19 protein-coding genes and 1 other RNA gene are annotated in these 20,587 nt (G+C 65.4%); 7 read left to right on the plus strand and 13 right to left on the minus strand.

From position 1 onward, the window contains the following. A partial coding sequence (locus tag VFL64_RS11170) for a patatin-like phospholipase family protein (protein WP_489540451.1) occupies window positions 1–877 on the plus strand: 877 nt, incomplete at its 5' end. Between the two features lie 59 nt (window positions 878–936). Here VFL64_RS11170 and VFL64_RS11175 read toward each other — a convergent pair. The 12 genes from VFL64_RS11175 to gyrA form a co-directional block, all read right to left on the minus strand. Beyond that, window positions 937–1,257: a ComEA family DNA-binding protein gene (locus VFL64_RS11175; RefSeq protein WP_489540452.1), complete on the minus strand. Its 321-nt coding sequence runs from the start codon at window positions 1,255–1,257 to the stop codon at window positions 937–939. Between the two features lie 138 nt (window positions 1,258–1,395). Continuing rightward, on the minus strand, window positions 1,396–2,391 hold the full coding sequence (rfaD, locus tag VFL64_RS11180) for an ADP-glyceromanno-heptose 6-epimerase (RefSeq protein ID WP_489540453.1): 996 nt from the start codon (window positions 2,389–2,391) through the stop codon (window positions 1,396–1,398). Further along, entirely contained in the window at window positions 2,388–3,326 is a 939-nt protein-coding gene (gene rfaE1 / locus VFL64_RS11185) for a D-glycero-beta-D-manno-heptose-7-phosphate kinase (protein ID WP_489540454.1), read from the minus strand. Before rfaE1 ends, rfaD begins: the two co-directional genes overlap by 4 nt. Next, entirely contained in the window at window positions 3,326–4,483 is a 1,158-nt protein-coding gene (gene lapB, locus VFL64_RS11190) for a lipopolysaccharide assembly protein LapB (protein WP_489540455.1), read from the minus strand. The genes rfaE1 and lapB overlap by 1 nt, the downstream gene beginning before the upstream one ends. Next, window positions 4,473–4,787 (minus strand): LapA family protein, encoded by a 315-nt coding sequence (locus VFL64_RS11195; protein WP_489540456.1) that lies wholly within the window; start codon window positions 4,785–4,787, stop codon window positions 4,473–4,475. Before VFL64_RS11195 ends, lapB begins: the two co-directional genes overlap by 11 nt. Before the next feature lie 53 nt (window positions 4,788–4,840). After that, window positions 4,841–5,176 carry an integration host factor subunit beta gene (locus VFL64_RS11200; protein WP_489540457.1) on the minus strand — a complete coding sequence of 112 codons (336 nt, stop codon included), beginning with the start codon at window positions 5,174–5,176 and terminating at the stop codon, window positions 4,841–4,843. 41 nt (window positions 5,177–5,217) lie between these two features. After that, window positions 5,218–6,936 (minus strand): 30S ribosomal protein S1, encoded by a 1,719-nt coding sequence (gene rpsA, locus VFL64_RS11205; RefSeq protein ID WP_489540458.1) that lies wholly within the window; start codon window positions 6,934–6,936, stop codon window positions 5,218–5,220. A 126-nt stretch (window positions 6,937–7,062) separates the two neighbouring features. Beyond that, on the minus strand, window positions 7,063–9,057 hold the full coding sequence (locus VFL64_RS11210; RefSeq protein WP_489540459.1) for a bifunctional 3-phosphoshikimate 1-carboxyvinyltransferase/cytidylate kinase: 1,995 nt from the start codon (window positions 9,055–9,057) through the stop codon (window positions 7,063–7,065). 45 nt (window positions 9,058–9,102) lie between these two features. Continuing rightward, a complete protein-coding gene (locus VFL64_RS11215; protein ID WP_489540460.1) occupies window positions 9,103–9,987 on the minus strand; it encodes a prephenate dehydrogenase in 885 nt (294 codons plus the stop codon). 19 nt (window positions 9,988–10,006) lie between these two features. Then, window positions 10,007–11,113, minus strand: coding sequence for a prephenate dehydratase (gene pheA / locus VFL64_RS11220; RefSeq protein WP_489540461.1), 1,107 nt, complete (start codon window positions 11,111–11,113; stop codon window positions 10,007–10,009). Between the two features lie 75 nt (window positions 11,114–11,188). Then, the gene (locus VFL64_RS11225) at window positions 11,189–11,815 is read right to left on the minus strand and encodes a DUF2059 domain-containing protein (RefSeq protein ID WP_489540462.1); all 627 of its coding nucleotides are present in this window, start codon (window positions 11,813–11,815) and stop codon (window positions 11,189–11,191) included. Beyond that, on the minus strand, window positions 11,812–14,439 hold the full coding sequence (gene gyrA / locus VFL64_RS11230) for a DNA gyrase subunit A (RefSeq protein WP_489540463.1): 2,628 nt from the start codon (window positions 14,437–14,439) through the stop codon (window positions 11,812–11,814). Before gyrA ends, VFL64_RS11225 begins: the two co-directional genes overlap by 4 nt. A gap of 270 nt (window positions 14,440–14,709) precedes the next feature. Between gyrA and ompA the strand changes: the two genes are divergently transcribed. The 4 genes from ompA (at window position 14,710) to ssrA (ending at window position 17,223) form a co-directional block, all read left to right on the plus strand. Beyond that, window positions 14,710–15,378 (plus strand): outer membrane protein OmpA, encoded by a 669-nt coding sequence (gene ompA / locus VFL64_RS11235; protein WP_489540469.1) that lies wholly within the window; start codon window positions 14,710–14,712, stop codon window positions 15,376–15,378. A 97-nt stretch (window positions 15,379–15,475) separates the two neighbouring features. Further along, window positions 15,476–16,177 carry a bifunctional 2-polyprenyl-6-hydroxyphenol methylase/3-demethylubiquinol 3-O-methyltransferase UbiG gene (ubiG, locus tag VFL64_RS11240; protein ID WP_489540464.1) on the plus strand — a complete coding sequence of 234 codons (702 nt, stop codon included), beginning with the start codon at window positions 15,476–15,478 and terminating at the stop codon, window positions 16,175–16,177. Then, complete coding sequence (gene gph, locus VFL64_RS11245) at window positions 16,177–16,839, plus strand: phosphoglycolate phosphatase (protein WP_489540465.1); 663 nt, start codon at window positions 16,177–16,179, stop codon at window positions 16,837–16,839. The genes ubiG and gph overlap by 1 nt, the downstream gene beginning before the upstream one ends. Before the next feature lie 13 nt (window positions 16,840–16,852). Next, window positions 16,853–17,223, plus strand: a transfer-messenger RNA (tmRNA) gene (gene ssrA / locus VFL64_RS11250). Between the two features lie 118 nt (window positions 17,224–17,341). Here the strand turns inward: ssrA and VFL64_RS11255 are convergent. After that, entirely contained in the window at window positions 17,342–19,006 is a 1,665-nt protein-coding gene (locus VFL64_RS11255) for a Na/Pi cotransporter family protein (RefSeq protein WP_489540466.1), read from the minus strand. 80 nt (window positions 19,007–19,086) lie between these two features. On the opposite strand from VFL64_RS11255, the gene VFL64_RS11260 reads away from it, so the two are divergent. Both VFL64_RS11260 and VFL64_RS11265 read left to right on the plus strand, forming a co-directional pair. Then, entirely contained in the window at window positions 19,087–19,902 is an 816-nt protein-coding gene (locus VFL64_RS11260; RefSeq protein ID WP_489540467.1) for a TIGR00266 family protein, read from the plus strand. Between the two features lie 72 nt (window positions 19,903–19,974). Further along, a partial coding sequence (locus VFL64_RS11265) for a YncE family protein (RefSeq protein ID WP_489540468.1) occupies window positions 19,975–20,587 on the plus strand: 613 nt, incomplete at its 3' end.

Consider the following 20,587-nt stretch of genomic DNA (forward strand, 5'->3'; position numbering starts at 1 on the left):
CAACTCGCCGCTGGAAGGGCTGCTCAACGACATGGTGGCGGTGGAGCGCCTGCCCGAGATGATGGCGGCCGGCCACCTGCAGGCGCTGGCTGTCACGGCATCGAGCTACAGCTCGGGCACGCACGTCACCTTCTACGACTCCAAGCAAGAGTTCGTGCCCTGGAACCGCTCGCAGCGCGTGGCGGTGCGCAGCCCGATCACGGTGCCGCACCTGCTGGCCTCGGCGGCCATCCCCTTCGTCTTCCCGGCCGTGCCCTTGCCCTTCGATGGCATCACCGAGTTCTTCGGCGACGGGTCGATGCGGCAGTCGGCGCCCATTTCACCGGCGGTTCATCTCGGTGCCTCGCGCATCCTGGTGATCGGTGCAGGCCGCATGCATGAGCCGCCGGGGCGGCGCAAGGTGAGCGGGGCCTACCCCAACTTCGCACAGATCGCGGGCCATGCGTTGTCCAACATCTTCCTGGACGCGCTGGCGGTGGACGTGGAGCGCCTGCAGCGCATCAACAACACGCTCTCGCTGCTGCCGCCCGAGGCGCGTGCATCGACCAGCCTGAAGCCGATCGAGGTGCTGGTGGTGGCGCCGTCGCAGCGCCTCGATGACCTGGCCGCCAAGCACGTGAACAGCCTGCCGAGGTCGATCCGTGCGCTGCTGCGTGGCATCGGCGTCAGCGGCAAGGGGGCCGACACGCGCGGTGCCGCCTTGGCGAGCTACCTGTTGTTCGAGGAGGCCTACACACGCGAACTGGTGGCGCTGGGTGCGTCGGACACCATGGCCCGGCGCGACGAGGTGACTGCCTTCTTCGGCTGGGAGCGGCGCTCGCGGCCACGCGGCGGGCCGGTGGCCGACAGCGACTTCCACACCACCGAGCTGGAATGACAACGGCCTGCGGGCGGTGTGCCGGCAGGCCGTGAGGTGAAGCAGCGAATGCGCTGCGATCACTTCGTCGTGGTGTCTTTCTTCGTCGCAGGCTTGGCCGTCACGGCAGCGCCCTGGTAGCTGGCGCCGTTGACGGTGAGGCCTTCCTTGGACAGCTTGGTGGCAGCGCCTTCCTTCACGCCCTTGACGCGGGCCATCAGGTCGGACCAGTCCTTGAACGGCGACTTCTTGCGCTCGTCGAGGATGCGGGTCGACATCTTGGTGCCGATGCCCTTCACCGACTCCAGCGTGGCCTGATCGGCCTTGTTCACCTCGACGGCCGCCCAGGCGGTGGCGGTGGCGAACAGCATGGCGAGCACGCACAACAGCTTCTTGATCATGATTCAACTCCCTTGTGGTCTTGTTGGCGGAGCGCAGACCTCCTGCACCCCTGGGCGGCACTGTAGCCACGCAAGGCGCAGAAGGCAGTCCCCTTCAGGAGGGCCGCCGGACAGGGGCGCCCGGAGGTGGGAGGAGCCTCAGGCCTTCTGCTGGGCCAGCCACGCGACGTAGCGCGCCACGCCCGTTGCCACGTCGGCGAACACGTGGTTGCAGCCGGCGGCGCGCAGGCGGCTCATGTCGGCCTGCGTGTAGCACTGGTACTTGCCGACCAGTGCCGCGGGGAAGTCGATGTACTCGATCAGGCCTTGGTTCACGAGTTGATCGAGCGGCAACGCCGCCTCACCCTTGATGGATCGCGAGGCGTTGGCCACGGCCACCGCCACGTCGTTGAAGGGCTGGGCGTGGCCGGTGCCGAGGTTGAAGATGCCGCTCTTGCCTGGGTTCTGCAGGAACCACAGGTTCACCGCCACCACGTCGTCGACGTAGATGAAGTCGCGCGTCTGCTGGCCCGGGCCGTAGCCGGCGTACTCGCCGAACAGCTTGAGCTTGCCGTTGTCGCGGAACTGGTTGAAGTTGTGGAATGCCACCGAGGCCATGCGGCCCTTGTGCTGCTCGCGCGGGCCGTAGACGTTGAAGTAGCGGAAGCCCGCAACTTGCGTGGTGGCGGTGGGCAACATGCGGCGCACCACGTTGTCGAACAGCAGCTTGGAGTAGCCGTACACGTTGAGCGGCTGCTCGAAGGCCGGCTCCTCGCGGAAGGTGTCGCTGCCGCCGTAGGTGGCGGCCGACGACGCGTAGAGCAGCCGCGTGCCTTGCGCCTGGCAGGCGTCGAGCAGGTCCTTCGAGCAGCGGTAGTTGGTGTCGAGCATGAAGCGCCCGTTGTGCTCCATGGTGTCGGAGCAGGCGCCCTGGTGCAGCACGGCGTCGATGCGGCCGAAGTCGCCGCGCGCGAAGCGGCCGTAGAACTCGGTCTTGTCGAAGTAGTCGCTGATCTTCGCGCCCAGCAGGTTGCGGTACTTGGGGCCGTCGGTGAGGTCGTCGACGGCGATCACGTCGTCGATGCCGATGGCGTTCAGCCCATGGACGATGTTGCTGCCGATCATGCCGGCGGCGCCCGTGACGACAACTCTCATGCGAACAACTCCTCGTAGGTGAGCGTGGCCGTGCCGAACTTGCCGACGACGATCCCGCCGGCGCGGTTGGCGATGGGCATGGCCTCGCGCAGGCTGAGCCCACAGGCCAGCATGGCGGCCAGCGTGGCGATCACGGTGTCACCGGCGCCGGTGACGTCGAACACCTCGCGGGCCTGGGCCGGAACGCGCGATTCGCCGGCAGCGTCGAACAAGGACATGCCTTCTTCCGAACGCGTGAGCAGCAGGCCGCTGAGACCGAGCTTCTCGCGCAATGCATGGGCACGTTCGTGCAACTGGGCTTCGCTGCTCCAACTGCCGATCACCTGCGCCAGCTCGGCACGGTTGGGGGTGATGACTGTGGCGCCGGCGTAGCGCGCGTAGTCGCTGCCCTTGGGGTCGACCAGCACCGGCTTGCCCGCCTTGCGCGCCATCTCGATCATGCGCGGGATGTGTTCCAGGCCGCCCTTGCCGTAGTCGGAAAACAGCACGGCATCGTGGCTGGGCAGGGCACGCTCGAAGTCGCCCAGCATGTCGGCCAGCACTTCGTGGTCGGGGGCGTTCTCGAAGTCCACGCGGATCAGTTGCTGCGAGCGCCCGATGACGCGCAGCTTGACGATGGTGTAGAGCTGCGGGTCTTCGCCGAGCAGCGTCTTCACGCCCTGCTGTTCCAGCAACTGCCGCAGCTTGCGGGCGGGTTCGTCCTGTCCGACCACCGTGAGCAGCGTGGCCTGTGCGCCCAGCACCTTGGCGTTGAGGGCCACGTTGGCGGCACCGCCCAGGCGCTCTTCTTCGCGGTTGACCTTGACCACCGGCACCGGCGCCTCGGGCGAGATGCGGTCGACGGCACCGAACCAGTAGCGGTCGAGCATCGCGTCGCCGACGACAAGCACCCGTGCGGCCGACAGGCGTTCACGTGTGACCACGGGTTGCGGCATCAGAGATCCTCCAGACGTTGGGGCGGGTAGCTGTCCCAGCTGAGGCAGCCGGGGCATTGCCAGAAGTAGTGCTGGGCCTCGAAGCCGCAGGCGGCGCAGCGGTAACGTTGCAGAGGCTTGGCCGCGCGGCTCACGGCGGTGCTGAGGCTTTGCGTCTCGGTGGCGTCGAGCGGCGCGTTCTCGACGGTGGATTGGCGCAGCAACTCCTGCGCAGCCGACAGGATGGGCTGCTCCTGCAGGTGGCTGAGCAGGCGGCGGCGCTGGGCCGCGGGTGCCGGGTCGAGGATGGCGATGGCCGCTAGCAGGTCCATGGTCGGGGCACGGCGGTAGAGCGCCTGCAGGCGTTCCAGCCCGGCGGCCTGCTCGCCGCTGGCCTTGGCGCTGGTGGCGTAGTCGCGTGCAACCAGGTTGAAGGCCGTCGGGTGGGCGGCCAGCAGATCGCCCCAGGCCTTCAGGGCTTGGGCGTGGTCGCCGCGGGCGTGGGCGCGCTGGCCGTCCAGCACCATCGGGCGCGATGCGTTGGGAGCCGCCTCGCGGGCGTGGCGCAGGGCATCGTCAGCTTCGGCGGTCTGTTTGTGTGCGTCGGCCTCCAGCGCGATCTCGCACCAGTAGTGCGCGATGCGGGAGGCAAACGAGGCAGTGCCGCTGTGCTCGAGCTTCTGCGCCACCGCGACGGCCGCGCGCCAGTCGCGCGAGCGCTCGTGCAAGGTGAGCAGGGCCAGGCGGGCCTCGGTGTCGAAGGGCGTGCCTTCGAGTTCCTTGTAGGCGTTCTCGGCGCGGTCGAACAGGCCGGCCTTCATGAAGTCTTGTGCCAGCGCGTGCTGGGCACGGTCACGTTCGGCGCGGGGGAGGTCGGCGCGGCTCACCAGGTGCTGGTGCACGCGCACAGCGCGCTCGTACTCGCCACGGCGTCGGAACAGGTTGCCGAGCGCGAAGTGCAGGTCGGTGGTGTCGGGGTCGTGCTGCACGGCCTCGATGAAGGCGTCGATGGCCTTGTCCTGCTGTTCGTTCAGCAGCAGGTTCAGGCCCTTGAAGTAGGCCTTGGGCGAATCGTGCTGCTCGCGCTTCCACTGCCGCAGATCGAGGCGCGAACCCAACCACCCGAGTGCAAAGGCGATGGGCAGGCCGAGCAGCAGCCACTGCAGGTCAAAGTTCATGTTGCAAGAGCTTGGAGTCGCTGGGCAGGGACGGGTCGGGGCGCCGTGGTTCCGCCGCTTCGGGCGTCTGGATCTCGTCTTGCTGTCTGCGCGCAGCGCGCCGGTGCTGCCACCAGCTGGGCACCATGGCGAGCACGCCAAAGATGCAGCCAAGCGTGAAGGCACTCAGCACGATGAACACCATCGGCGTGCGCCATTCCTGGCCGAAGAACCACTTGAGGCTGGCCTCGTGCTGGTTGTTCAGCGCGAACGCAAGCAAGAGGAAGAAGAGGGCGGCTCGAACGAGCCAAACGAGGATTTTCATCACAACTCCGGGCTTCGATTCTAGGGTCAGGTGACCCCAAGCCGGGCTGTGGTTCAGGTGCCTGTGGCCGGTGTGGTGGCCGGGGCAGCCGAGTCGTCGGGGAGCGTCACCTGGGCATCCACTGCCTCACGCAGGGCCTTGCCAGGCTTGAAGTGGGGAACGAGCTTCTCGGGGATCACCACCTGCTCGCCGGAACGGGGGTTGCGCCCCATGCGCGGCGGCCGGCGGTTGATCGAGAAGCTGCCGAAGCCGCGGATCTCGATGCGGTGCCCGCGCGCGAGCGCGTCGGACATCGCATCCAGGATGGTCTTGACGGCGAACTCCGTGTCACGGTGAGTCAGCTGGCCGAACTGCTCGGCCAGCTTTGCAACGAGATCGGAGCGTGTCATGGGTCCTGTCAGATCCTGTGGTTCGGCGTTTCAGGAACGGCTCAGCCGTTGTCCTTGTTGTCGAGCTTGGCACGCAGCAGCGCGCCCAGGCTGGTGGTGCCAGCCGTTTCGCGCTCGTTGCTTTGCGACAGGCGCGTCATGGCTTCTTGCTGGTCGGCGTTGTCCTTGGCCTTGATCGACAACTGGATCGAACGCGTCTTGCGGTCGACGTTGATGATCAGGGCGTTGACTTCGTCGCCTTCCTTCAGCACGTTGCGTGCGTCTTCGACGCGGTCGCGGCTGATTTCAGAGGCACGCAGGTAGCCGGTCACGTCGTCGTTCAGCTGGATCTCGGCGCCACGGGCGTCGACCGTCTTGACCTTGCCGGTCACGGTCTGGCCGCGGTCATTGACCGAGGTGTAGCTGGTGAACGGGTCGGAGTCGAGCTGCTTGATGCCCAGGGAGATGCGCTCGCGTTCCACATCGACGGCCAGCACGACGGCTTCGACTTCCTGGCCCTTCTTGTAGTTGCGCACAGCCACTTCGCCCGGCTCGTTCCAGGACAGGTCGGACAGGTGCACCAGACCATCGATGCCAGCCGACAGGCCGATGAACACGCCGAAGTCGGTGATCGACTTCACCGGGCCCTTGACCTTGTCGCCGCGCTGCACCGTGCCGGAGAACTCTTCCCACGGGTTGGCCTTGCACTGCTTCATGCCCAGGCTGATGCGGCGCTTGTCTTCGTCGATCTCGAGGACCATGACTTCGACTTCGTCGCCCAGCGAGACGATCTTGTTCGGAGCAACGTTCTTGTTGGTCCAGTCCATCTCGGAGACGTGCACCAGGCCTTCGATGCCCGGCTCGATCTCGACGAACGCGCCGTAGTCGGCGATGTTCGTGATCTTGCCGAACAGGCGGGTGCCGTTCGGGTAGCGGCGCGACACGCCGTGCCACGGGTCGTCACCCAGCTGCTTGATGCCCAGCGAGACGCGGTTCTTCTCGGCGTCGAACTTGAGGACCTTGGCTTGCAGTTCCTGGCCGACCTGAACGACTTCGCTCGGGTGGCGGACACGGCGCCAGGCCATGTCGGTGATGTGCAGCAGGCCGTCGATGCCGCCGAGGTCGACGAACGCACCGTATTCGGTGATGTTCTTGACCACGCCGGTGACGATGGCGCCTTCGGACAGGGTGCTCAGCAGCTTGCTGCGCTCTTCGCCCATCGAGGCTTCGACCACGGCACGGCGCGACAGCACGACGTTGTTGCGCTTGCGGTCGAGCTTGATGACCTTGAAGTCCATGGTCTTGCCCTCGAACGGGCTCATGTCCTTCACGGGGCGGGTGTCGAGGAGCGATCCGGGCAGGAAGGCGCGGATGCCGTTGACCAGGACGGTCAGGCCGCCCTTGACCTTGCCGTTGACGGTGCCGGTCACGAACTCGCCGGATTCGAGCGAGTTCTCCAGCGACAGCCACGAGGCCAGGCGCTTGGCCTTGTCGCGCGACAGGATGGTGTCGCCGTAGCCGTTCTCGACGGCGTCGATGGCCACCGAGACGAAATCGCCAGGCTGAACTTCGAGCTCACCCTGGTCGTTCTTGAATTCTTCAATGGGAACGTAGGCTTCGGACTTGAGGCCAGCGTTGACCACCACGAAGCTGTGCTCCACACGCACGACTTCGGCCGTGATGACTTCACCGGTGCGCATCTCCGATTTGTTCAGAGATTCTTCGAACAGGGCGGCGAAAGATTCCATCCCGGCAGGGGCGGTAGTTTGGGTTTGAGGCATTTGGACTTTCCGGTGCAACTTGCGTTGCGGGTTAGGTTGAACACCCCACAGCTTCGGCGCGCAAGCAGCGCAGGAGGGAAAGCTGTGGAACTTTGCCCGGCTGGGCCCGCCCTGGGGAAGGCAGGTTCAGCCGAACGGGCGACGCTGCTGCCACCAACCCAGTACCACCGAGACGCATTCGTCGACGGTGAGTGCCGAGTTGTCCAGCACCATCGCATCTTCAGCCGGCTTCAAAGGCGAAACGCTGCGCGATTGATCGCGGGCGTCACGCGCTTCCAAGTCAGCACGAAGAGTGTCGATATTAGTTGAAATTCCCTTAGAAATCAACTGCTTATGTCGTCTTTCTGCGCGCACGGCGGCGCTCGCCACCACGAACACCTTGAGGTGGGCGGCGGGGAAGATGACGGTGCCCATGTCGCGCCCGTCGGCCACCAGGCCGGGCAGGCGCCGGTGGCTCAGCTGCAACTGGAGCAAGGCGGCGCGCACGCTGGGCCAGGCCGAGACCTTGGAAGCCATGGCGCCGACGTCTTCGCGGCGCAGTTCGTCGCTCACCTCGGTGCCCGCCAGCCAGATCTGTTGGTTGACAAAGCGCAGCTTGAGTCCGGCGGCCGTGGCGGCCAGTCCGGTCTCGTCCGTCTCGGAGACGCCGGCCTTCATGGCGGCCAGGGCGGTTGCGCGGTACAGCGCGCCGGAATCGAGGAAGTGATAGCCCAGGGCCTGGGCGACGGCGCTGGCAAGCGTGCCCTTGCCCGAGGCGGTGGGCCCGTCGATGGTGATCACCGGGATGGACGCGGTGTCGGTGCGGGCGACCGAGAAGAGCGTCTCGAAGTAGTCGGGGAAGGTCTTGCCCACGCAGCGTGGGTCGAGGATGCGCACCGGCTGGCCGGCCGGGTTGTAGGCGGCCAGCGAGAAGCACATGGCGACGCGGTGGTCGTCGTAGGTGTGGATGGAGGCGGGTGTCCAGGCGGCAGGCGGGGTGACCTCGATGAAGTCGCTGCCCTCGGTTACGGTGGCGCCGAGCTTGCGCAGCTCCGTGGCCATGGCGGCGATGCGGTCGGTTTCCTTGACGCGCCAGCTCGCGATGTTGGTGAGCCGGGTGGTGCCGTCGGCATAGAGCGCCATCACGGCGAGTGTCATCGCGGCGTCGGGGATGTGGTTGCAGTCGAGGGTGATGGCCTTGAGCGGCCAGGCGCCTCGGCGCACTTCCAGCCAGCCGGGGCCGCTCGAGACCTCGGCGCCCATCAGGCGGGCCGCTTCGATGAAGCGGATGTCGCCCTGGATCGAATCGCTGCCCACGCCCTCGATCCGCACCGGCCAGCTCTCATGTCCGGCGATTGCGCCAAGCGCGATGAAGTAGGAGGCCGAGGAGGCGTCGGCCTCGACGTGGATGCTGCCCGGCGACCGGTATTCGCTGCCTTGAGGGATGACGAAGTGCTGCCAGCCATCGCGCTGCACCTCGATGCCGAAGCGCCGCAGCAGGTTGAGCGTGATCTCCACGTAGGGTTTGGAGATCAGCTCGCCCACCACTTCGATGGTGATGGGATTGGCGCTCGACACCAGCGGCAGTGCAAGCAGCAGGGCAGTCAGGAACTGGCTCGACACGTCGCCGCGGACACGGATCGGCTCGGTCGTTCGGAGTGCACCGCCCTTCAGGCGCAGCGGTGGATAGCCGTCCTGCCCCAGGTAGTCGATGGCGCAGCCGAGCTGCCGCAAGGCATCGACCAGATCGCCGATGGGCCGCTCGTGCATGCGCGGCACGCCCTTCAGGTCGAACTCGCCGCCGCCCTGGGCGGTGAGCGCGGCCAGCGCCGCCGTCAGCGGGCGCATGGCCGTGCCGGCGTTGCCGAGGAAGAGCTGGGCCTGTCGCACGGAGAGCTTTCCGCCCAGGCCGGTGATGCGAACTGTGGTGCCGTCGGTCTGCACGTCGCAGCCGAGCTGCCGCAGGGCTGTCAGCATCACCTGCGTGTCGTCGGAGTCGAGCAGGTCGTAGACGGTGGTCGTGCCGCGGCTCAGGCCGGCCAGCAGCAGCACCCGGTTGGAGATGCTCTTGGAGCCCGGCAGCCGCACGGTGCCATGGGCTGATTGCAGCGGGGGAAGGTCGAGGAACGGCGTGGTGTACATCGGCGGTGCGGGAGAGAAACGGTGCGCGCCGCGCGCCGCGAGACGTCAGCGCGAGGAGCCGGGCTTGGTGGAACCCATCTGCCAGTTGGCGCGGGCATCGGAGGCGCTGCGGATCAGGTCTTCCAGCGCTTCGACATTGCTGGTCTTGATGACGTGCTCGAGTGCGTCCAGCGTATGGCGGAAACGCATGGACTGCTTGAGGATCTCTTCGCGGTTGGACATGAGGATGTCGCGCCACACCTCGGGGTCGCCTGCGGCGATGCGGGTGAAGTCGCGAAAGCCTGGGCCTGCGAGCGAGAGGAAGTCACGCCCTGCCGGCTGCTTGGCCACCGAGTTGAAGAAGGCAAAGGCCAGCATGTGGGGCAGGTGGCTCACGGCGGCAAAGGCGGCGTCGTGGTTCTCGGGCGTCATGCGCAGCACCTGCGCGCCGATGGCCGACCACACGTCGGTGGCCTTCTGCACCAGGTCGGCATCGGTCTGTGGAAGTGGGGTGATGATCACCTGGCGGCCAGCGTACAGCGAGGCATCGGCATGAGACACGCCGGACACTTCCTTGCCGGCAATGGGGTGGGCCGGCACGAAGGAGCCCACGCGTTCCTTGAGCACTCGGCGTGCAGCGTCGACCACGTCGCGCTTGGTCGAGCCGACGTCCATGAACAGCACGCCCGGTTCCACCATGTGGCGGATCGCCTTGAAGGTGGCTTCGCTGGCCGACACCGGCACGGCCATCAGCACGATGTCGGAGCCCGAAACGGCCAGCAACGCCGATTCGGCGGTGTCGTCGATCACGCCCATCTTCTTGGCGCGCTCGGTGGTGGACGGCGACTTGCTGTAGCCGATCACGCGCTTGACGAGGCCCGCTCGCTTCAATGCGAGTGCGAACGAGCCGCCCATCAGGCCGCAGCCAATCACGCCAAGCTGGTTGAACATCGTGCTTCGGCTCTCTGGTTCAGTGCACGTCGATCGGGTAGGTGCCGAGCAACTTGAAGAAGGCACAGGCCTCGCGCAACTCGCGCATGGCGGTGGCCACGTGCGGCTGGTCGGGGTGACCCTGCAGATCGATATAGAAGTAGTACTCCCACTGGCCCGAGCGGGCGGGGCGGGATTCGAAGCGCGTCATCGACACACCATGCACCTTGAGCGGCACCAGCATGTCGTGCACGGCACCCGGGCGGTTGGTGACCGAGACGACCAGGCTGGTGCAGTCATGGCCCGAGGCCTTGGGCTGCGGATGGCGCTGCGGGTGGGTGACCACCGCGAAACGTGTGCGGTTGTTGGCTTCGTCCTGGATCGCCGGGGTGACGACGTGCAGGCCGAACTCGCTGCCGGCACGCGCGCTGGCGATCGCGGCGAGTTTGCTGTCGGCGGCGGCGAGCCGGGCGCCTTCGGCGTTGCTTGCCACCGGTCGCCGCTCGGCGTGGGGCAGGTGGGTGCCCAGCCAGCCGTGGCATTGCGCCAGCGCTTGCGGATGGGCGACCACGGTCTCGATGCGGTCGAGCGAGTTCTCCTTGCGCAGCAGGTTGTGCTGAACGAAGAGGCTGGTCTCGCCGATGATGAACAGCGGTGTGGTGAGAAAGAGATCGAGCGAACGCGTGACCACGCCTTCGGTCGAGTTCTCGACCGGCACCACGCCGAAGTCGGCGGCGCCGGTGGCGGTGGCGTGGAAGACCTCGTCGAAGCTGGCGCAAGGCACCTTGACGATGGACGAGCCGAAGAAGCCCAGCGCCGCCTCCTCGCTGAAGGTGCCGGCCGGGCCCAGGTAGGCCACGCGCGTGGGCGTTTCCAGCGCCCGGCAGGCGGACATGATCTCGCGCCAGATGGGCGCCACACTCTCTGTCTTGAGCGGGCCGGGGTTGGCGGCCTTCATGCCGTCGATGACCTGGGCTTCGCGCTCGGGGCGGAAGGCCACCGAGCCTTCCTTCTTCTTGACTTCACCCACGTGCTGAGCCAATTGCGCGCGCCGATTCAGCAGCGCGAGCAACTCTCGGTCGACTTCGTCAATCTGTGTTCGAAGGCCCAGCAGCTCAGCGTTGGGTTGGGGGGACAAATCAGCCATGGCGTGAGGCAAATTCTCGCACGCGGCCTGGCTCCGTAGGCGAGTGAAGGCTGGCCGGGCGCGACCCAGTTCGCGTCATTTCTTGGCAGCTGGCTTCGAGGCAGCAGGTGCGGCCGGCTTGGCCGCGGCACCCTTGGGCTGGCTGGCCGCCGGATCGGGTACGCCCAACGCAGCGCCGACGCTTTGTTCCAAGGCCTTGAGCTTGGGTTCGATGACCGGTTCGATCTCCTTCACGAGACCCTGCCTGAACGCGTTGACCATCTCAGGCTGAGTCTGCTGGAACTTCTTGAATGCGGGGGCTTCAAGCGCGGCCAGCAATTGGCGGAGTTCGTCTTCGCTGAACTTCTCTTCCAGCATGGGGGCGAGGCTCGCCTGGCTGACCTTGGGAGTCTTCTCGCGAACGATGGCGCCGGACTCATCACCGTATTTGCGCAGCTGATCCTGAACCTGCTTGGCAATGGCTTCACGCTTTTCAGGGGGGATCCGGGTCTGCAGAACCTGACCGGCGGCGCCCATCATCTGCCGTGCAGGTTGCTCGACCATGTCGCGGCCCAGGTTTTCAAAGCCCGGTTGTTGCAGGGTCAACAGCCGTTGCACCAGCTCCTTCTTGGCTGCGCTGGCCGGCGCGCCGGGGATGGCCTGGGTTTGAGCCTGAACCAGGCTGGCGCCGCAGAGCAGGGTGATTCCAATCAGTCGCTTCATTCTTCAGTGCCTTCGGTGGTGGGCTCGTCGCCCGATTCGGGGTTGGCGTCGTTCTCGACAATGCGCTGCAAGCCGCTCAGCTTGGCACCGTTGTCCAGGGCAATCAGGGTGACACCCTGGGTTGCGCGGCCGAGTTCGCGGATCTCGGCGACGCGGGTGCGCACGAGCACGCCCTTGTCTGTGATCAGCATGATCTCGTCTGCGGGGCGTACCAAGGTGGCAGCCACCACCTTGCCGTTGCGCTCGGTTTGCTGGATGGCGATCATGCCCTTGGTGCCGCGACCGTGACGCGTGTATTCGACGATGCTGGTGCGCTTGCCGTAGCCGTTCTCGGTGGCTGTCAGCACGCTCTGGGTCTCGTCTTCGGCCACCAGCATGGCGATCACGCTCTGGCCATCGTCGAGCATCATGCCGCGCACGCCGCGGGCGCCGCGGCCCATGGCACGAACGTCGTCTTCATCGAAGCGCACGGCCTTGCCACCGTCGCTGAATAGCATGACGTCGTGCTTGCCGTCGGTCAGGGCCGCACCGATCAGGTAGTCCCCTTCGTCCAGATCGACGGCGATGATGCCGGCCTTGCGCGGGTTGCTGAACTCGTCGAGCGATGTCTTCTTGACCACGCCTTGCGCGGTGGCGAAGAACACGAAGTGGTCGGCCGGGAAGCTGCGGAAACCGTCGGTCAGTGGCAGCACCACGTTGACCTTCTCGCCCGGCTGCAGCGGGAACATGTTCACGATGGGCTTGCCGCGCGAGGCGCGCGAGCCCTGCGGCACCTCCCACACCTTGAGCCAGTACACGCGGCCGCGGTTGGTGAAACACAGGATGTAGTCGTGCGTGTTGGCGATGAAGAGCTGGTCGATCCAGTCGTCATCCTTGGTCTGCGCTGCCTGCTTGCCGCGGCCACCGCGCTTCTGCGCGCGGTACTCGCTCAATGCCTGGCTCTTGATGTAGCCGGTGTGCGAGAGCGTCACCACCATGTCGGTGGGCGTGATCAGGTCTTCGGTGCCGAGGTCCTGCGCGTTGTGCTCGATGGTGCTGCGTCGCGCGCCGATCTTGGTCTGGCCGAACTCGAGCTTGATGGCCTGCAGCTCTTCCGAAATGATGGTCGTCACGCGTGAAGGGGTCGCCAGGATGTCGAGCAGGTCGGCGATCTGGGCCATCACTTCCTTGTACTCGTTGACGATCTTGTCCTGCTCCAGGCCCGTGAGGCGCTGCAGTCGCATCTGCAGGATCTCGCTGGCCTGGTCGTCGGACAGTCGGTACAGGCCGTCGGCCTGCATGCCGAACTCGCGCGGCAGGCCCTCGGGGCGGAAGGCCTCGCGGCCGCCGGGGGTTTCGCCTTCGGCGCGCGCCAGCATCTCGCGAACCAGGGAAGAGTCCCACGACTTGCTCATCAGCGCCGCCTTGGCAACTGGCGGTGTGGCCGAGGTCTTGATGGTCTCGATGAACTCGTCGATGTTGGCCAGTGCAACCGCCAGGCCTTCGAGCACGTGGCCGCGTTCGCGCGCCTTGCGCAACTCGAACACCGTGCGGCGTGTGACGACCTCGCGGCGGTGCTCCAGGAAGATCGCGATCAGATCCTTCAGGTTGCACAGTTTGGGCTGGTTGTCGATCAGCGCCACCATGTTCATGCCGAAGGTGTCCTGCAGCTGCGTCTGCTTGTACAGGTTGTTCAGCACCACCTCGGGCACTTCGCCGCGCTTGAGTTCGATCACCACGCGCATGCCGGACTTGTCGGACTCGTCCTGGATGTGGCTGATGCCTTCGAGCTTCTTCTCGTGAACCAGCTCGGCCATGCGCTCGAGCAGGTTTTTCTTGTTCACCTGATACGGAATCTCGTCGACGATGATGGCTTGGCGCGCGCCCTTGTCGATGTCTTCGAAATGGCACTTGGCGCGCATCACCACCTTGCCGCGCCCGGTGCGATAGCCGTCGCGCACGCCGCTGGTGCCGTAGATGATGCCGGCAGTGGGGAAATCAGGCGCCGGGATGATTTCGATCAACTCGTCAATCGTGGCCTGGGGGTTTTTCAGCAGATGCAGGCAGGCATCGACCACTTCATTCAGGTTGTGCGGCGGGATATTCGTGGCCATGCCCACGGCGATACCGCCCGAGCCATTCACGAGCAGGTTCGGCAGGCGAGTGGGCAGTACCAGCGGCTCCTTCTCTGAGCCGTCGTAGTTGGGGCCGAAATCGACCGTCTCCTTGTCCAGATCAGCCAGCATCTCGTGGGCGATCTTGGCCAGGCGGATCTCGGTGTAGCGCATCGCGGCGGCGTTGTCGCCGTCGACCGAACCGAAGTTGCCTTGGCCGTCGATGAGCATGTGGCGCATCGAGAAGTCTTGCGCCATGCGTACTGCGGTGTCATACACCGACTGGTCACCGTGTGGGTGGTACTTGCCGATCACGTCGCCCACGATACGGGCCGACTTCTTGTACGGACGGTTCCAGTCGTTGTTCAACTCGTGCATCGCGTACAGCACTCGTCGATGGACCGGCTTCAAGCCGTCGCGTGCGTCAGGCAGCGCGCGTCCGACGATCACGCTCATGGCGTAGTCCAGGTACGAGCGGCGCATCTCCTCTTCGAGGCTGATGGGCAGGGTTTCCTTGGCGAACTGGGTCATTCGTGGTGGAGGGCAAAGCCGTTGGGACAGGCGCTGGCGGGCCTGTGAGCGCAATCCACGATTCTAGTTGCTGTGGATGGCTGTAGCAGTCGCGCAACATCACAGCTGCTCAAGTGAGGCAACGAAGGCAAATTCCTATTCGCCGAATACCCTATGGCACAATCGCGCGTCGGTGGGAAACACCCGGGATACTTGGGGTTTGCCAGTACTTTCCGATTCCGGTTTGGACGTTTTGTTAGAACATCTGCACCTTTCCTTGAGAGGAGAATCATGAAGAAACTGAATAAAGTCGCATCGCTCTTTGCCTCGGCCACTCTTGCCGCCACGATGTCTGGTGCGTTCGCGCAAACCACGCCCACGGGCGCAGACAACTGGGTCAATTCTTCCGGTCTGCCCTGGAAGAACGGCGCTGGCGATCTGTGCTGGCGCGATGCCAACTGGACTCCCGCTACCGCCAAGGCGGAATGCGATGGCGCTCTGAAGCCGCCGGCACCCGCCGCGGCTCCTGCTCCTGCTCCCGCTCCCGCTCCTGCCCCGGCCGCGCCGCCCGCTCCGGTGGTTGTGCCGCCGGCGCCTGTCAGCGAGAAGGTCACCTTCGCCGCTGATGCCTTCTACGACACCGGCAAGTCGGTTCTGAAGCCCGATGCCAAGGCCAAGCTCGACGACCTCGTCAGCAAGACCGCTGGTGTGAACCTCGAAGTGATCATCGCTGTCGGCCACACCGACTCCGATGGTTCGGATGCGTTCAACCAGAAGCTGTCGGTTGCCCGTGCCGAGTCGGTCAAGACCTACTTGGTGAGCAAGGGCATCGAGGCCAACCGTGTCTACACTGAAGGCAAGGGCGAGAAGTCGCCGGTTGCTGACAACAAGACCAAGGAAGGCAAGGCCAAGAACCGCCGCGTCGAAATCGAAGTGGTCGGTACCCGCACCAAGAAGTAAACGCTTCGCGTTGACTCTTGAAACCCCGCTTCGGCGGGGTTTTTTGTTTCTGGCGTGGGTTTCGCGCCTTTCGATATCTCTTGGTTACCATCGCAGAATGACCAACGTCGACCCTCAAGAACTCGCCAAATTCAGCGAGTTGGCCCATCGCTGGTGGGATCCTGAAAGCGAGTTTCGCCCTCTGCACCAGATCAATCCGCTGCGCCTGGATTGGATCAACGGCTTGGCGCCGTTGCAGGGACGGCGCGTGCTCGACGTCGGGTGCGGCGGCGGCATCCTGGCCGATTCGATGGCGCGCAAGGGGGCGCAGGTTCTGGGTGTCGATCTGGCCAGCAAGCCATTGAAGGTGGCGCAGTTGCATGCTGCGGAAGCGGGAACGAGTGGCGTCGAATACCGCGAGGTGGCGGCTGAAGATCTGGCTGCCGAGATGCCAGGCCACTTCGAGACCGTCACCTGCATGGAGATGCTCGAACACGTGCCCGATCCGTCATCCATCGTGAAGGCCTGCGCCACCTTGGCCAAGCCCGGCGGCTGGGTGTTCTTCTCCACGATCAATCGCAACCCCAAGTCATTCCTGTTCGCCATCGTCGGGGCGGAGTACATGCTCAAGTTGCTGCCCCAGGGCACGCACGAGTACGCCCGCTTCATTCGCCCGAGCGAGCTGGCCCAGTGGTGCCGCGATGCGGGGCTCGAACTCCGGTCCACGCGAGGCATGGAATACAACCCGCTGACACGCCGCTATTGGCTGTCGGCGGACGTCAGCGTGAACTACCTGTTCGCCTGCCGCAAGCCCGAGTGATGGGGGCGATTCGCGCAGTGCTGTTCGATCTCGACGGCACCTTGATTGACAGTGCGCCTGACCTCGCCGGTGCGGGCAACGACATGCGCACGGCACGCGGCCTGCCCGCGCTTCCCTACGAGCAGTTCCGCCCCATGGTGGGTTCGGGTGCGCGCGGCATGGTCGGGATCGCCCTGCAGGTCGGCCCTGCCGACACGGGGTTTGCCGAACTGCGTGACGAATTCTTGAGTCGCTACGAACAACGGATGACCCAGCTGACACGGGTCTTTGATGAGATGCAGCCGGTGCTGGCGGCATTGGATGCCTTGGGCATGCCTTGGGGCATTGTGACCAACAAAGCGGCGCGTTTCACCGAGCCGCTGGTTCGCCAACTGGGGCTGGACGCGGTGGCCGCCACGGTGGTCAGCGGTGACACCACGGCGCATTCCAAGCCGCACCCGGCACCGCTGCTCGAAGCGGCACGCAGGATGAACGTGGAGCCCGGGCACTGCGTCTATGTGGGCGATGACCTGCGCGACGTGCAGGCCGGTCAGGCTGCCGGCATGGGTACGGTCGTAGCGGCCTGGGGCTACCTGGGGGCTGGCGATCCGGTCGATGCCTGGGGAGCGAACCATGTCATCGAAACACCCGGCCAGCTCTTGAAGTTGCTGGCGATGGCCTAAACTATCGAATCCTGGGGCCGACCTGGCTTCGACGTGGGTGCGGAGTTGGAACAGGGCATGCCGAGGACCAGTCACCTCGTAAATCCATCTGGATCAAAGTAACTGCGAACGACTCTACGTACGCCCTCGCCGCTTAAAACCGGTGAGCTTCGCAACGGTTGGCCGATGGGCCGGGCCTGAGGGGCAACCCGAAGGCTGCGAAGTCATACACATTGGCTCGTCCTGAGTTGGGCTACTCAGCACAGGACTAAATCAAGTGGCTCGGGGTGGGGGTAGCGTGTTGCTGCGCGACCAACGCTCTTAAATCCAAATCAGACAACTACGCATGTAGAACTGCCTGGCGATGGCTTGCGGACGCGGGTTCGATTCCCGCCGGCTCCACCATCACACCGCCCCGCCGATGCGCGATGCACCGGCGGGGCTTTTTCATGGTCGGGGCGTTTTCCTCCGCAGAACCAGTGCGTGGCTCCGGCGTGTTGAAGAGTCTCAGGTGGGGATCGGCTCAGTTCTCGTCGGTCATCGCCGCCAGCCGCGAGTGGCGAATGCGTGTCTTCGACAAGGCGCCTGCGGTTTCGAGGATCGGGTAGGCGATCGAGCAGATGTGCGAGTTGATGCGCTTCAAGTCGCTGATGAGGTCGAGGTGCAGCGAACTGGTCTCGATGCTTTGCGCCGTGTTCTCCTGCAGGCGCCCGATGTGCGCCGCGGCGTACTCGTGCTCCAGGTCGCGGAAGCGGGCCTTCTCTTCGAGCAGCTTCTGCGCATCGCGCACGTGGCCATCGAGGAAGACGCTCATGCTAAGTCGCAGATTGGCCAGCAGGCGCTCGTGCAGGTGGACGATCTCGGCCATGCCGGCATCGGAGAAGCTGCGGTTCTTGCGCACCTTCTTGTCCTCCACGTCTTGCAGCACGCGCTCGATGATGTCGCCGATCTGCTCCATGTTGATGGTGAACGAGACGATGTCGGTCCAGCGGCGGCTTTCGCGCTCCGAGAGCGCTTCGCGCGAGATCTGCGTGAGGTAGAACTTGATGGCCGAGTAAAGCTCGTCGACGGTGTCGTCGAGCCCGCGCAGCTGTTGCGCCAGGTCGAGGTCATTGTTGCGTATGACCGGCAGCACGCCGCGCAGCATGGTCTCGACCACATCGGCCTGGTGCAAGGCCTCGCGCGCCGCGCAGCTGATGGCCAGCGATGGGGTCGCCAGGGCCACCGGGTCGAGGTGGCGCGGTCGTGTGCCGCTGCTCACCGTGGTCTGCACCAGCCAGCGGTCGACGGTGCGCCCCACGAGCCCAGTGAAGCTGATGAAGATCAGCGCCAGCGCCACATTGAAGGCGAGGTGGAAGAACACCACCTGCTGGTGCACTGTGGGCACCAGCTGCTGCAGCATCACGTGAACCTGCGGCATCAGGGGGATGACCAACAGCGCACCGATGACCTTGAAGATCAGGTTGCCAAGCGGCAGGCGTCGCACCTGCGGGCCTGCGCCGCTGGTGGCGATCATGGCGAGGATGCCGCTGCCCAGGTTGGCGCCCAGCACCAGGCCCAGTGCGACCGAGGTGGTGAGCATCCCGGAGGCGGCCAGCGTGGCCGTCAGCAACACGATGGCCAGGCTCGAGTACGAGAGCACGGTGAGCACGGCGCCGACCACGATGTCGAGCATGATCTCGTTGGGCAGCGAGACCAGCAGCGCGCGTACCGCGGGTGCCTCGGTGAGCGGTTTGGTGGCCGCCACGATGAGCTGCAAAGCGAGCGTGATCAGGCCCAGCCCGATGAGCACGCGGCCGATGCGGCCTGCGGCGCTGTTCTGGCGTGAAATGAAGAGCACCACGCCGACGAAGATCAGCAGCGGCGACAACCAAGATAGATCGAACGAGAACACCACCGCCATCAGGCTCGTGCCCATGTCGGCGCCCAGCATCACGGCGAGCGCCGGGCCTGTGGTGACCAGGCCCTTGCCCACGAACGAGGCCACGATCAGGCAGGTTGCCGTGCTTGACTGCACGATGCTCGTGACACCCAGGCCGGCCAGTGCCGCGCTGATGCGGTTGCTGAAGCTGCCCGACAGCACACGCCGCAGGTTCTCGCCGAACACACGCAGCATGCCGGTGCGCACGATGTGCGTGCCCCAGACAAGCAGGGCGATGGCAGCCAGCAGGTTCAGCAGGTGTTGCATGGGCCGAGTCTATCGCTGGCACGTCATTGAAATGGCTCAAAATGCCGGCTCCTTTTGAACCTACTGTTGGAGCAATCACCGTGGCAATGGATGTGGTGGACTACGAAATCAAGGGCTCGGAGATGCAGTTCGTCGAGGTCGAGCTCGATCCCGGCGAGGCCGCGGTCGGCGAGGCCGGCAGCATGTTCTTCATGGACGCCGGCATCGCGATGGACACGGTGTTCGGCGACGGTTCGCAGAGCCAGGGCGGCGGCCTCTTCGGCAAGCTGCTGGGTGCGGGCAAGCGCCTGATCACCGGCGAATCGCTGTTCACCACCGTCTACACCAACCAGGGCTCGGGCAAGCTGCGCGTGGCCTTTGCCGCGCCGTACCCCGGCAAGATCCTGCCCATGGACCTGCGCCAGCTCGGCGGCATGCTCATCTGCCAGAAGGACGCCTTCCTGTGTGCGGCCAAGGGTGTGTCGCTGGGCATTCACATCCAGCAGAAGATGTCGACCGGCTTCTTCGGCGGCGAAGGCTTCATCATGCAAAAGCTCGAAGGAGATGGCCTGGCCTTCGTGCATGCCGGTGGCACGGTGGTGCGGCGCGAGCTCCAGCCGGGGCAGACCCTGTTCGTCGACACCGGCTGCCTGGTGGCCTACACACCCAGCGTCAACTTCGAAATCCAGTACGTCGGCAAGATCAAGACCGCGCTCTTCGGTGGCGAAGGCCTGTTCTTCGCCAAGCTCACCGGCCCTGGCACGGTGTGGTTGCAAAGCCTGCCGTTCTCGCGCCTGGCGTCGCGTGTGTTCGCCGCGGCACCGCAGCGCGGCGGCAGCCGCGAAGAAGGCTCCGTGCTGGGCGGCTTTGGCGCCGGCGGCCTTCTGGGCGGCATCCTGGGTGGCGACGACGAATAGCCTTGGGGCACTTGAGATTTGTCAGGCGGCCGGCGGGAGTCGGCCGCCTACACTAGCGGTTTGCCCTTGCGAGTGTCTGTTTTGAAGCTGTTGTCTGCGCTCCTGGCCCTGGTGGCCGCCTTGGCATGCTCGTCGGCAGCGGCTGGCGACAAGCCCACGAACCCGATCTTCGTGCTCAATTCGCTGGACGCATCGATCAGCGTGATCGATCCGGTGAGCTACGCCGAGCTGCGGCGCATCCCCACCGGCAAGGAGCCGCACCACCTCTACCTCACGCCCGACGAGAAATCCCTCGTCGTGGCCAATGCGCTGAGCGATTCGCTCACCCTCATCGACCCCAAGACGGGCGAGGTGCAGCGCACCATCACCAAGATCATCGACCCCTACCACCTGCGCTTCTCGCCGGACATGAAGTGGTTCGTGATCGCCGCCAACCGGCTGGACCACGTCGACATCTACCAGTGGCAGCCCGAGGACACCGCCACGCCGCTCAAGCTGGCGGCTCGTGTGCGCGCGGCGCGCACACCCAGCCACCTGGCCATCGACAGCAAGAGCACCACCGTCTACGCCTCCATGCAAGACAGCGACGAGCTGATGGCCATCGACCTGCAGACGCAACAGCCCCGCTGGAAGATTCCCATCGGCAAGCTGCCGGCCGACGTCTACCTCACGCCGGACGACCGCT

The organism is Rhizobacter sp. (genome assembly GCF_035702065.1).
In the GTDB taxonomy this organism is placed as follows: domain Bacteria; phylum Pseudomonadota; class Gammaproteobacteria; order Burkholderiales; family Burkholderiaceae_C; genus Rhizobacter.